Genomic DNA, 13,072 nt, shown 5'->3' on the forward strand with positions numbered 1-13,072 from the left:
CCATTTCGTCAGGCGCTTTGTTTGCTCACAAGCACGTCTTATGCGCGCAAGCATGACGCGCAGCGTCAGATTCAGTGATTGCTGGGGCGCTGTCGGTGCGCTACCGCACCTAGCGGGCATTTGGCCATTGGCTGCCCGGTAGGCGCGGTAGGGCTGTTAGACTGGTGCACGTTTCACCGTCCATAACCATCTGGAGTCTGTTGTGAGCCCGCGTATCCATCCTTTGGCCGGTAAGCCGGCCCCCCTTGCATCGTTGACCGATATTGCTGCGTTGTTGGCAGCCTATTACGACCTGCAGCCGGACCTTAGCGTCGCCAGCCAACGGGTGGCATTCGGCACCTCTGGGCATCGCGGTAGCTCGCTGACGTACAGTTTCAATGAGGCGCATGTGCTGGCGATCAGCCAGGCGATTTGTGAATACCGCGCGGCCCAGGGCATCACGGGGCCGTTGTTTATCGGCGCCGATACCCATGCGTTGTCGCAGCCGGCGTTGGAAAGCGCGATTGAAGTGCTGGCGGCCAATGGCGTGCAGACGATGATTTCTGCCGGTGGCGAGTTCACCCCAACCCCGGCAATCTCCCAGGCCATTCTGGTGCACAACCAGGGCCGTAGCAGCGGTTTGGCCGATGGCATCGTCATCACCCCGTCGCACAATCCGCCAGACAGCGGCGGCTTCAAGTACAACCCAACCAATGGCGGCCCAGCCGACAGCGACATCACTACCTGGGTGCAGAACCGCGCCAATGCCTTGCTTGAAGGTGGCTTGCGTGAGGTTAAGCGCATGCCGCTGGCGCAGGCGCGGCAGGCCGCCAATGTGCAGGAATACGACTACCTCAGCAGTTATGTGAATGACCTGGGCAATGTCATCGATTTCGCGCCGATTCGCGCTGCCGGCTTGCGTTTGGGGGTTGATCCGCTAGGCGGTGCTGGCGTGCATTACTGGGGGCGGATTGCCGAGCAGTACGGCATTAATCTGGAGGTGGTGAGCCAGACCATCGATCCACAGTTCGCCTTTATGAGCCTGGATTGGGACGGACAGATCCGCATGGACCCGTCCTCCAGCTATGCCATGCAGCGCCTGATCGGCCTGAAAAACGGTTACGACATCGCTTTTGCCTGCGATACCGACTACGACCGCCACGGCATTGTTGCGCCGAGCGTCGGCCTGCTGCCGGCTAACCACTTTCTCAGTGTGGCGATTGATTACCTGTTCCAGCACCGTCCGCAGTGGAGTGCCACAGCGGCCGTTGGCAAAACCCTGGTCAGCAGCGCAATGATCGACCGCGTTAGCCAGCGCCTGGGCCGGCCGATGCAGGAAGTGCCGGTGGGCTTTAAATGGTTTGCCAGCGGTTTGTTCGATGGCTCCTTGGGCTTTGGTGGTGAGGAAAGCGCCGGGGCGACCTTCCTGCGCCGCGATGGCCGGGTTTGGACCACCGACAAGGACGGCATTGCCCTGGCGCTGCTCTCCGCAGAAATGACTGCCGTTACCGGGCGCGACCCTGGCGAGCTGTATCAGGGGCTGAACGAGGAGTTCGGCAGCATCTACGCCGACCGCGTCGATGCGCCGGCAACACCTGCGCAGAAGAAGGCCTTGGGCAAACTCTCGCCCGCGCAAATTAGCAGCCGTGAACTGGCCGGCGATGCCATCACTCAGGTGCTCGACAAAGCTCCGGGTAACGGCGCGGCGATTGGCGGGATCAAGGTAGTCAGCGATGGCGGCTGGTTCGCCGCGCGGCCGTCTGGCACTGAAGATATCTACAAAATCTACGCCGAAAGCTTCCGCGATGAAGCGCACTTGCAGCGCATCTTCAGCGAAGCGCAGCAGATTGTGGATGGCGCATTGGCAGCCGAATAGAGCCGCGCCCATCGGTTCGATAGCGCACCGACAGGGCTTGTTGTGGCGTGCAGCATGATGAGGCGCTTGGGTGTCATTTCGGCACCTGTTGTTCCGGCGTGTTGCAATGACTCATTAAGGAGAACGCCATGAGCCTGGGTACTATTTTGTTAATCGTGCTCGTGCTGATACTGATCGGTGCCATACCGGCCTGGCCACATAGCAGAAGCTGGGGTTACGGGCCTACGGGCGGATTGGGCGTAGTGGTGATTGTGCTGGTGGTGCTGCTGTTGATGGGCCGTATTTAAAGCTCTGCACCAAGACTGTGTTGCAGGACGCTTTTGTAGGGTGGGTCGGGCCGCGCAGGTTAGCGGCGCTGGAACTGGTAATGGAGCGTTACGCAATTAGAGCGCCGCGTAACCCACCGTTGCGGTTTGCGGGTAGATCGCCATGGTGGGTTACGGCGCGTTGAGCGTCGATGGTGTTTGCCTGATCCCGGTTTGCGCCTAACCCACCCTACCTACTTGGCGCTTTCGCCTGAGTTAAGCAGGCGTTAGGCTGCGCAGCGAATCCCTCGTTGTGGTCAGCGCATGTACCGTCTTGATCTGAAACTCCGCCTGCATAACGGCAGCGATATTGCCATCGGCCCCGGCAAGGCCGAGCTGTTGGCGGCGATTGCCGAGCATGGCTCGATCAGTGCTGCAGCGCGGGCCATGGGCATGTCCTATCGGCGTGCCTGGTTGTTGGTGGAGACCATGAACCGTAGCTTCAAACATCCCCTGGTCAGCACCCTGGCCGGCGGTAAGCACGGCGGTGGCACCCAGCTCACCGCCACCGGCGAGCTGGTTCTGCAGCGTTACCAAGCCATTTGCGCCGCCGCCTTAGTGGCGGTGCAGAGTGGCTGTGATGAACTGGCCGAGCTGTTGGCTGAGTTATAGCTCGGCACGCAACTGATGCGTTTTGCCATCCAGCGCTAGGCGCAGTTGCCCTTGTGCGCAGTCGATTGGCTGTTCGTCCAGCCAGGCTTGGCGGATGCCCTGGCTGCGCTGTGCGGGGTTATTGAGCTGAATCTGGTAGTGGCTGTCGCCCAGGGTTATTTGTGCGCTAAAGCTCGGCCAGTCGCTCGGAATGCACGGGTTGAGTAGCAGCCAGTCACCCTCGCGGCGGATGCCAAGAATGCCCTCGACCCCGGCGCGGTACATCCATCCCGCCGCGCCGGTGTACCAGGTCCAGCCACCGCGACCGATGTGCGGTGCCACCGCATAAACGTCAGCAGCCAGTACATAAGGTTCGACCTTGTAACGCTGGCAGGCTTCGGGGCTGCTGCCGTGGTTGATTGGGTTGACCAGATCAAACAAGGCAAACGCCTGGTTGGCTGAGCCGAGTTGGCAGTAAGCCAGAATCGCCCACATGGCCGCGTGGCTGTATTGCCCGCCGTTCTCGCGCAGGCCTGGCGGGTAGCCTTTGATATAGCCGGGCTCCAGCGCTGTTTTGGCGAATGGCGGGGTGAACAGCAGGGCGACGCCGTCCTCCTCGCGCACCAGTTGGCGCTGCAACGAGGCCATGGCCATGTTGGCCCGCAGCGGATCGCTGCCGTTGGACAGCACCGCCCAGGATTGGGCAATCGAGTCGATCTGGCATTCCGTGTTCTGCGCCGAGCCGAGCCAGGTGCCGTCATCAAAGGTCGCCCGGCGATACCACTGGCCGTCCCAGGCATGCGCCTGCAACGCCGTGCGCAATTGCTCGGCATGCGCTCGCCAGCGCGCTGCGCGGATGCTGTCATGGGCTTCGGCATAGGGCGCGAACAGGGCGATGGTGCGCAGCAGCAACCAGCCCAGCCAAACGCTTTCGCCTTTGCCGTGCTCGCCAACGCGGTTCATGCCGTCGTTCCAGTCACCGCCGCCCATCAGCGGCATACCCAGCTCGCCGGTTAGTTGCAGGCACTGGTCAAGACCACGAGCGCAGTGCTCGAACAATGAGGCAGGCGCATCGGCCTGCATCGGCAGGAAGAACGCATCATGCTCGCCAGCCGCCAGCAGCGGGCCTTCCAGAAAGTCCAGTTGCTCATCGAGAATTGCCGTGTCGGCCGTGCCCTGGATGTATTGGGCGGTGGCGTAGGCCAGCCACACGCGGTCATCGGAGATACGCGTGCGCACACCCTGGCCGGAATGCGGCAGCCACCAATGCTGCACATCACCTTCGATAAACTGGCGGCTGGCCGCGCGCAGGATATGCGTGCGGGTCATGGCCGGGTTGGCGAAGGTCAGGGCCATGCCGTCCTGCAACTGGTCGCGAAAACCATAGGCGCCGCTGTCCTGGTAGAACGCCGAGCGCGCCCAAACGCGACACGCGAGGGTTTGATAGAGCAGCCAGCCGTTAAGCATGATGTCCATGGCGCGGCTGGGCGTCTGCACCTGCACGGCACCGAGGACGTTCTGCCAGTGCATCTGCACCTTGGCCAACTCGGCATCTAGATCGACCTGACGGTAGTGCGCCACTAGCGTACTGGCGTGCTGATCGCTGCTGCCCTGGCCGAGCAGCCAAAGCACTTCGGCACTTTCGCCCGGCTGCAGTTCCAGCTGGCACTGTAGCGCTGCGCAAGGGTCGAGTCCCGCGCCCAGGCTGCCGCTCAGAGGTTCCAGGCGGTTGAGGGCGGCCGGCTGCGCGAGGCTGCCGTTACGCCCGATAAACTCGCAGCGATCACCCGTCCAACTGCTTTGTCGGCCGCCCAGGTCCGTGAAGGCGCTGCGCCCGGCGAAGGCGATAGCCCACGGATTACGCGCCAGAATGGCCCCGGTGGCGGGGGCTTGCCGGCTGACGATATACGGCGCGCTGGCCGCGCGCGTGGTGCCCAGCACCCATTCGGCATAGGCGCTAACGCTCAAGCGCCGTGGCCGGTCGGAGAGGTTGCGCAGGGTTAGCCGGGAAATCTTGATCGGGTCATCCAGCGGCACGTATTACAGCAGTTCCATGGCAATACCGCCGGCCTGGTAGCTGAAGTGGCTGTAGCCAAAACCATGGCGGGCTTCATAGTGACCGCTGTCGCGCAGCGGCTGGGCGGTGGGGCTGAACAACGCCAGGCTGTCCTCGTCGCGCACATACAGGGCTTCGCCGGGTGGGTCGCTGACCGGGTCGTTGGACCACGGCGTGAGCTGGTTTTCCCGGCTGTTTTCGGCCCAGGTGTAGCCGCTGCCTTCGGCCGAGGCCTGAAATCCGAACAGCGGGTTGGCGATCACATTGATCCAGGGTGCCGGGGTGTTACTCCACGCATGTAGATGCACCACGTATTCGCGGCCATCCAGGTCGAAGCCGCCCAAGCCATTGGCAAACTCCAGCTCATAGGGCGGTGGCTGCGGGCTGCGCGCAGTGATGTGTTGGGCGCTATGGCTGCCGGCGCTGGCCGCCGCCGGCTGGGTGACGGGTTGAATCCGCGCCAGTTGTTCGGCAATCAGCCCGCGATGGGCCAACAGCACCACCCGTGCGACGGCGTGCAGGCGCTCGCGGAATTCGCCGCTGAGTAGATCGGCGCGCAGCACAAACACCGAGCCTTGTGCCAGTTCGGCGGCAAAGCGCGGGCGCAACTGGCAGCTGCGCACGGCGGTTTCGATGGCGATCTGCAAATCCTGTAGGTAGGAGGACACATGCTCGTTAACGATGACCAAGTCCACCGCCAGGCGCTTCATCCGCCAGTATTCGTGGGCACGTAGCAGCTGCCGCACTTGGACGATGTCCTCGGCATCGCTGATGCGCAGCAAGACAATCGGCAGGTCGCCGGAAATTCCCTGTGACCACAACCCGGCCTGGCTGCCAAGGCCGCGTAGCAGGCTGGCTGGTGGCGCACGGAAGCGCGCGTCGGCATACAGGATGGGCGCTGCCAGGCGCTGAAAGTCAGCGGCTTCGGCGGGGAGCATGCCGAGGTGGCGTAGCTCCACCTGAGCTTGGGTCCAGGCCAGGGTTTTCGCCCGTTCAAAGGCGCTGCGGTCATGGTGCTTGTCGATCATGTCGAGCAGCTCCTCACGCGAGGCGGCCACCACTGTCCAGAACGCCACGCGGGCGATTTTCCCCGGTGCGATCAGCAGGCGTTGACGCAGCGAGAAGATCGGGTCGAGCACAGTGCCGGTGCTATTGGACAGGCTTTGGCCCTGGCGAATGACCGCCGCCGCATGCAGCGCACAGCTGCGCCCAAGGAACTGCGCGCGGTCGGACTCGTACTGTGGCTCGGCGCTCAGTTCACCTTCGGTCACGGCAAAGTGTGCGGCCCAAATCGGCTGTTCGCTGGCGCTGCGTGGGCGGCGGGTGGCAATCAGGGCGGCAAAGGCCGGCAGGTATTCGGTGACCACAAACAGCTTGGAGAACGCCGGGTGGGCGTTATCACTGGCGGCGCTGGCCAGTACCAGTTCGGCGTAGGAGGTCAGCTCGATTTCGCGGGCCACGCGGCCGCTGTTGGTCAGCGATACGCGGCGCACTTCACCGTCATCCTCGCCGGAGACCAGCACTTCCAGGGTGGTGCTCAGGCTGCCGTCCTGGCGGCTGTAGCTGGCGTAATCTTCGGCAAATACCACTTCGTTGTAGGGCATGTTGCTGCTGGGTTGCGCGCCGAAGGACCAGTGGCTGTCGTTTTGCGTGTCCCAGAGAAAGATGAACGAACCGTGCTGGTCGCGCGTGCTGTCCTCCTGCCAGCGGGTAATGGCGATATCGCGCCAGCGGCTGTAACCCGCGCCGCTGGTGGTAAGCATGACGCTGTAGCGGCTATTGCTGAGCAAGTGGGTGACCGGCGGATTGCCGTTGAAGTGATTCAGCCGGCGTTCGTTGTGCCGCGCGCAGTCCGCCTCGGCGGCACAGTCGCTGACCTCTTCGGCACGTGGATGGGCGACCGCGACATTGCGCGGCATGCGCTCCTGCAACAGCAGCTCGCAGGCTTGAATCATCGGCTCACGGTGGAAGCGCGCGCGCATCTGACCGTCATGCAGGGTGTTGGCAATCGCCACGATGCTCATGCCCTGGTGGTGGGCCATAAAATTGCCGACGATGGCGAATGGCTGGTCATCCGGCAGGCGCGTGCGGGTGAAATCCAGCGCCTCATAAAAGCCATAACGACCCAATGCGCCCATCTGTGCCAGGCGCTGGTAGTTGGCCAGCGCGCCTTGCGGGTCGACCATGGTGGCCAGGCCGGTGGCGTAAGGGGCAATCACTCGGTTGGCGGATAAGCCGCGTTTGAGGCCCAGACCCGGCACGCCGAAGTTCGAGTATTGGTAGGTCAGCTCCATATCGCGGGCGTTATAAGCCGACTCGGAAATGCCCCAGGGAATGCCCAACGCCTCGCCGTAAGCCATCTGGCGGGCGACCACCAGGCGGTTGGTCTGCTCCAGCAGGCTGCCGGACGGCGCGCGCATCACCAGTGACGGCATCAGGTACTCGAACATCGAACCGGACCAGGAAATCAGCGCAGAGCCGTTGCCCAGCGGCGTGGCCGTGCGGCCCAGGCGGAACCAGTGACGGGTACTGACATCGCCCTTGGCAATGGCGAACAGGCTGGCCAGGCGTGCCTCAGAGGCGAGCAGGTCATAGCAGCTGCTGTCCAGGCTGTTGTCCGCGAGGCAGAAGCCAATCGACAGCAGTTTGCGCTCGGGCTCCAGAAGGAAGGCAAAGTCCATGGCCAGGGCCATGTTGCGCGCCTGATCGGCCACCGCGCGCAGGCTGTTGTGCAGCGTTGTGTGCTGGTCGTCCGTCAGTTGCCCATCATCCTGCAGGTCGCCCAGCGCCTGGATTAGCGCCTGCAACCAGAACAGCAGGTCGGCGCTGTTGTCATGGCTGTCGAGCGGGGTAATGCCGCTGGCCAACTGCGCGGCCTTGTCGCTTAAGCGGCGCAAGGTGGGCACGAGGCCGGGTAATGGCTGTGTGCTGCTCAGGCCCGCATCGATTTGCTGGAGCAAGTCGTCCAGTTGCTGGCCGCGTTCGCTACTGGTTGGCGGTAACTCGGCCAGGGCGGCGCAGGCCAGTTGCAGGTTGTCGTGCAGGCCCAGGCGTGCGTCTGCGCTAAGCGGTTGGTTGATCCACTCTTCGCAGGCATTGGCGACCACCAGCAGGTGGCCGGCCAGGTTGCCGCTGTCCACTGACGATACATAAGCCGGTGCCAGCGGGCGCAGATCGTGGGTGTCGTACCAGTTGAAGAAGTGCCCGCGATGCTTTTGCAATTGCTGCATCACTGTCAGCGTTGCTTGCAGGCGTGCTAGGCAACGCTGGGTGCCAGCCCAGCCAAAATCACGGGCGGCGACCACGCATAGTAGGTACAGGCCCATATTGGTTGGCGAGGTGCGGTGGGCGATAACCGGTTTGGGGTCTTCCTGAAAGTTATCCGGCGGTAGCTGGTTGTCTGCGGCGCTGACGAAGGTTTCAAAGAAGCGCCAGGTACGCCGGGCGATCAGGCGCAGCTCGGTGGTCTGCGCCGCGTCAACCAGCAGGCTTTTCGCCACTCGTGGCGAACGGCTGACGCGCAAGGCGATAGCCGGTGCGCTGAGCCAGAGCAGGGCGAAGGGCAGCACCAACGGCCAGATGGCGGGCGACCAACTCAGGGCCAGGCCGCACAGCAGCAGGCCGAGCAGCGTACCGCCAGCCATGCCCGCGTAAAAGCCGAGCACGTTTAGCCGTGGGCTGATCGCCGCCTGGGCGGCGGTGGTCCATTCCAGCAGGTGGTGGCGGCTGATCAGCAGGCGGAACAGCGTGCGGCTGATGGCATCCAGCATGCGCCAGCTCTGGTCGGCCATAAACGTCAGGTTCAGGGCGCTTTGCAGCAGCGCCAAGCACAGGTCATCACGCAGTTTGCCGAGGTGGCTGCTCCAGCGAATGCCTGCACGCGCGGGCAGCAGGCCAAAGCACAGTGGCAGCAGGGGCGGGATCAACAAGCTGGCGATTAATAGCAGGCTGGCGCTTAGTGCGGCGGGCAGCGGTAGCAGCCAACTCAGGCCCAGCGCCGCCAGGGTGGCCGGGGCCAATATGGAGCGACGCAGGTTGTCGAGCATCTTCCAGCGGCCAATGTTGGGCAGCGCCTGTTTGCCGCGCAATGGCCCGAGAATCCACGGCAGTAACTGCCAGTCGCCACGGGTCCAGCGGTGCTGGCGCTTGCTGGCGACGTCGTAGCGCGAAGGAAATTCTTCAACCACTTCGACATCCGAGGCCAGCCCGGCGCGGGCGAATACGCCTTCGAACAGGTCATGGCTGAGCATGCTGTTGTCCGTCACGCGCCCGGCCAATGCTGCCTCGAAGGCATCGATGTCGTAGATGCCCTTGCCGGTGAAGGAGCCTTCACCGAACAGGTCCTGGTACACATCGGATACTGCGGCGGCATAAGGGTCGACGCCGCCGGGGCTGGAGAACACCTTCTGATACAACGAGCCTTCGCGCTGCAAGGGCAGCGATGGGGTAACCCGTGGTTGTAGAATCGCGTAGCCACCGACCACCCGTTGCAGCTGCTGATCGAAGCGTGGTCGATTCAGCGGATGGGCCATTTTGCCAATCAGGCGCTGGGCGGCATCGCGCGGCAGGCGGGTATCGGCGTCCAGGGTAATTACATAGCGCACATCCGTCGGTACGCGCTGATTCAGCCCCGGCACCGCGATAAAGCTGGTGTCTTCGGCCCCGCGCAGCAGGCGGTTGAGTTCATGCAGCTTGCCGCGTTTGCGCTCCCAGCCCATCCAGACGTTTTCACTGGGGTTGAACTGGCGGCGGCGGTGCAGCAGCAGAAAGCGGCTGCCGGCAATGCCCGGCCCGTAACGTCGGTTGAGTTGCTCAATTGCCGCGCTGGCCAGTTGCAGCAATGCGTCGTCACTGGCCAAGTGTTGTTGCGCGGCATCCAGGCCGTCCGTGAGCAGGGCAAAGCTCAGGTCGCCGCTATGCCCGGACAGGTGATGCACCTCCAGGCGCTCGATCTGCTCAAGCAAATCGGCCTCGCTGCTCAGCAGGGTTGGCACCGCAATCAGTGTGCGCAGGTTGCTGGGTACACCGTCAATCAACTCCAGGCCCGGCAGGCCCATGGCGCCGAAGTTGGCGCTGACCGCACGGTTGATCAGCGTGGTGGCCACTTCGCTGGCCGGCAGAAAACCCAGTAAACCGAGCGCCAGTAACCAGCCAGCCGTCACGCCCTGGCTGGCCAAACCATATAAGGCTAAGCCGAGCAGCAGGCTGGCCAGGCCGACGATTGTACCCACATAACCCGGCATGCCGAGGTGCAGATGGCCACGACTGATGCGCAGACGCAGCGGTGGGCGAAAGCCGATGCGTTGTTCCAGAGCCAGACGGCCTTCGGCAATCAGGTGATAGCCCGGGTCCGTAAAGCGTGGGTCATCACTAGCGCTCTGCCGCTCCCGTGCCCACTGCGCGGCTTGCAGGGCCTGTTTGGCAATCTCCCGTTCCGAGCAAGCGCTGCCGCGCGCCAATTGTTCGATGGCGCTGCGGTACAGGTTGCGGGTGGCGAAGTCCATGGCGGCAAAGTCGCTGCCGGCGGTTAGGCGGGCATCCACCAGGCTGACGTTCTCAAACAGCTGCGCCCAGTCGATTGAGGAAATCAGGCGCATGCTGGTGATGATATTGCGCACAGTGAGGTTGGATGCGCCCTGGCGCTGCTGCGCGTGCTGCACCACTTCATCGATGTTGCTGTCTTGTGCACCCAGGCGTTCCTCCAGCCAGCCACGTGCCGGTGTGGTCAGTGGATCGTGGTCGCGCAGGCGTTTGGCCAGTTGTGCGGCAAAGGGTTCGCTCAACGGGGTACGCGCCCGTTCGTTTAGCTCCTTGCTGAGTAGCGCGTGCGAGGCGTCTTTACCGAGCAGGCGAGTGGCCAGGGCGTCGGCGTCGGCCCGGGCGCTGCGCCCTGCGGTCATCTGGTCGGCGAGGCGGCGCAGGTTCTCGATCAAGACGATGCGCAGGGTGATCGCCACGGCCCATAACTCGCCAATGGTCAGTGGCTGCACCTGCTGATAGGCGGCGAGGTAGCGCTGCAGTATTTCTGGATCGAAGTGGCTGTCGGTGTGGGCAATAAAGGCCCAGGCCAGCCCCAGCACCCGTGGATAACCGGCAAAAGGCCCGGTGGCCAGCTTCGGCAGTTGGCGGTAATAGCCGGGCGGCAGGTCGTCACGGATTTCGCGGATCTGCTCTTCTACCAAGTGGTAGTTATCCAGCAGCCATTCTGCCGCTGGCACTACGCCACGGCCGTTGGCCAGTTCGGTCGCGCTGGCACGGTAGGCTGCCAACAGTACCTTGGCGTTATCGTTCAACCGCCGATGCAGCGACTGTACCGCCGGCGGCTTGGCGCTTACCGGTTGAGCTGCCGCGAGGGTGTGGGCGTGCTGTTCGAGGCGTTCGATACCGAACAGCTCTTCGCGCACCGGAGCATGATCGAACCATGGCGAGGGGGCCGCGGCACGCTTGAATAAGGCAGTAAAAGCTGAGGTCATGGGGCGCGGTTCCAGCCATCATTGGCATGCGCGATGGGTATCGAGGCGCGAAACCCATCTGAGAAACCGCGACAGCGGACCTACGAAGTCACGATTGCCGTGCCCCTGTTGCTTCGCCGTGCTGGTTTTGCATATTGGCCGTAGAGGCTGGTGTGGCCGGTCAACACCCAAGACCCGGGTACCGCGATGGTGAGGTAAGCCCGCACCATCGGGAAGAATGCTGTCGCAGCATGGTCGTCACCCTACAGCACGTCGCCTGGTCAGTTCTGTTCGTTAGCGGACATAGCCGCAAATGGCTAAGCAGATCGTCGGCAGGTTCTTAGCGCAGTTGCGCTTCGGCTAGCGTCAGGCTGCGCGGAATGCGCGTGGCATCCCAGTGTTGCGCAGCCCAGCGCAGCAACTCGTCGGGCTGGCCGTAGGTGGCGTGATCCGGCAGCTGTTGACCGAGGGCACGCAGGGCGCGGATCAGCAGCGGGGTGGCCTGATCGGCGGGCAGCGGCGGCGAGCGGTAGGATTTACCCAGCTTGTGGCCATCGGGCTGGATGATCAGCGGCACATGCAGGTAGCGCGGTTGTGCGAAGCCGAGCAGTTCTTGCAGGTATAACTGGCGCGGGGTGGAGTCGAGCAGGTCGGCCCCGCGTACCACATCGGTCACACCCTGCCAGGCGTCATCTAGCACCACCGCCAGTTGGTAGGCATACAGGCCATCACGGCGGCGAATCACAAAGTCGCCAACCTCACGGCCCAAGTGTTGGCGGTAATCGCCCTGAACCCGATCAATAAAGTGGTAGGTCAGCTCCGGCACGCGCAGGCGAATCGCCGCATCTTCAAAACCATGGCCGGCATTGCGGCAAGTGCCGGGGTAAATGCCATGGCTGCCTTCCAACTGCTTGCGCGAGCAGGTGCAGGCGTAGGCCAGGCCTTGGCTGAGCAAGCGCTCAAGCAATGCGGCGTATTCAGCGTGGCGCTCACTTTGCCGTACCAGCTCGCCATCCCAGTGCAAACCGTAGCTTTCCAGGGTGCTAAGAATGCCCGCCTGAGCGCCGGCGACTTCGCGGGGCGGGTCGAGGTCTTCCATGCGCAGCAACCAGCGGCCATTAACGGCGCGCGCGTCAAGGTAGGACGCCAAGGCAGCGACCAATGAGCCGAAGTGCAGGTAACCGCTGGGGGTGGGGGCGAAGCGACCGATGTAGGTGGGTGTGTTCATGTATGGCACACAGAAACAACAGAGGGTGCCGAAGCACCCTCTGGGTCAGATCAGGAACCGATCTGTTTTTCTTTGATTTCCGCCAGCGTCTTGCAATCAATGCACAAGCTAGCGGTGGGGCGGGCCTCCAGTCGGCGGATGCCGATTTCTACGCCGCAGGAGTCACACCAGCCATAATCGTTGTCTTCGATCAACTGCATGGTTTCGTCGATCTTTTTGATCAGCTTGCGCTCACGATCACGGGCACGTAGTTCCAGGCTGAATTCTTCTTCCTGGCTGGCGCGGTCCGCTGGGTCCGGGAAGTTAGCTGCTTCGTCCTGCATGTGGTGCACAGTACGATCAACTTCCTGCATCAATTCCAGCTTCCACTTGTGAAGGATGCTGGTGAAGTGGGCGCGCATCGGCTCACTCATGTATTCCTCGCCCTTTGTTTCTTTATAGGGCTCAAAACCGCGAGTCAGTTGGCTGCTTTTTGCTTTTGCTTTGGTGGGCATGGATGACCGCCTCTCACTCTCTCTATTCCACTGCGCAGGACGGTGTCCCTTGCCGATTCTACGTCGAGTAGAACTGGCCCTGCGGCTGCAA

At 63.0% G+C, this 13,072-nt stretch carries 6 protein-coding genes and 1 pseudogene; 3 read left to right on the forward strand and 4 right to left on the reverse strand.

Annotated features, from left to right (window positions below; genetic code table 11):
• Nucleotides 1-202 precede the first annotated feature (202 nt).
• The 3 genes from pgm (at nucleotide 203) to VCA57_RS16355 (ending at nucleotide 2,772) form a co-directional block, all read left to right on the forward strand.
• Nucleotides 203-1,855, forward strand: coding sequence for a phosphoglucomutase (alpha-D-glucose-1,6-bisphosphate-dependent) (gene pgm / locus VCA57_RS16345; RefSeq protein ID WP_411186137.1), 1,653 nt, complete (start codon nucleotides 203-205; stop codon nucleotides 1,853-1,855).
• A gap of 128 nt (nucleotides 1,856-1,983) precedes the next feature.
• Nucleotides 1,984-2,142, forward strand: coding sequence for a DUF3309 family protein (locus VCA57_RS16350; RefSeq protein ID WP_411186138.1), 159 nt, complete (start codon nucleotides 1,984-1,986; stop codon nucleotides 2,140-2,142).
• Nucleotides 2,143-2,424: 282 nt separating this feature from the next.
• Nucleotides 2,425-2,772, forward strand: a complete 348-nt coding sequence (locus VCA57_RS16355; protein ID WP_411186139.1) for a winged helix-turn-helix domain-containing protein — start codon at nucleotides 2,425-2,427, stop codon at nucleotides 2,770-2,772.
• Here the strand turns inward: VCA57_RS16355 and VCA57_RS16360 are convergent.
• The 4 genes and pseudogenes from VCA57_RS16360 to dksA form a co-directional block, all read right to left on the reverse strand.
• Nucleotides 2,767-4,281, reverse strand: a complete 1,515-nt coding sequence (locus VCA57_RS16360; protein ID WP_411186230.1) for a GH36-type glycosyl hydrolase domain-containing protein — start codon at nucleotides 4,279-4,281, stop codon at nucleotides 2,767-2,769. The two genes, VCA57_RS16355 and VCA57_RS16360, sit on opposite strands and share 6 nt — an antisense overlap.
• 96 nt (nucleotides 4,282-4,377) lie before the next feature.
• Nucleotides 4,378-11,280 (reverse strand): annotated as a pseudogene (locus VCA57_RS16365) (glucoamylase family protein); the annotation flags it as partial.
• Nucleotides 11,281-11,599: 319 nt separating this feature from the next.
• Nucleotides 11,600-12,487 (reverse strand): tRNA glutamyl-Q(34) synthetase GluQRS, encoded by an 888-nt coding sequence (gene gluQRS, locus VCA57_RS16370; RefSeq protein WP_411186140.1) that lies wholly within the window; start codon nucleotides 12,485-12,487, stop codon nucleotides 11,600-11,602.
• 50 nt (nucleotides 12,488-12,537) lie between these two features.
• On the reverse strand, nucleotides 12,538-12,981 hold the full coding sequence (gene dksA, locus VCA57_RS16375; protein ID WP_411186141.1) for an RNA polymerase-binding protein DksA: 444 nt from the start codon (nucleotides 12,979-12,981) through the stop codon (nucleotides 12,538-12,540).
• Nucleotides 12,982-13,072 lie beyond the last annotated feature (91 nt).

The organism is Pseudomonas sp. (assembly GCF_046581935.1).
GTDB lineage: Bacteria > Pseudomonadota > Gammaproteobacteria > Pseudomonadales > Pseudomonadaceae > Aquipseudomonas.

Coding starts and splice junctions, on each gene's coding strand:
- VCA57_RS16350 (WP_411186138.1), top strand. CDS start 1,984: ATGAGCCTGGGTACTATTTTGTTAATCGTGCTCGTGCTGATACTGATC.
- VCA57_RS16355 (WP_411186139.1), top strand. CDS start 2,425: ATGTACCGTCTTGATCTGAAACTCCGCCTGCATAACGGCAGCGATATT.
- VCA57_RS16360 (WP_411186230.1), bottom strand. CDS start 4,281: ATGCACTGGCAGAACGTCCTCGGTGCCGTGCAGGTGCAGACGCCCAGC.
- gluQRS (WP_411186140.1), bottom strand. CDS start 12,487: ATGAACACACCCACCTACATCGGTCGCTTCGCCCCCACCCCCAGCGGT.
- dksA (WP_411186141.1), bottom strand. CDS start 12,981: ATGCCCACCAAAGCAAAAGCAAAAAGCAGCCAACTGACTCGCGGTTTT.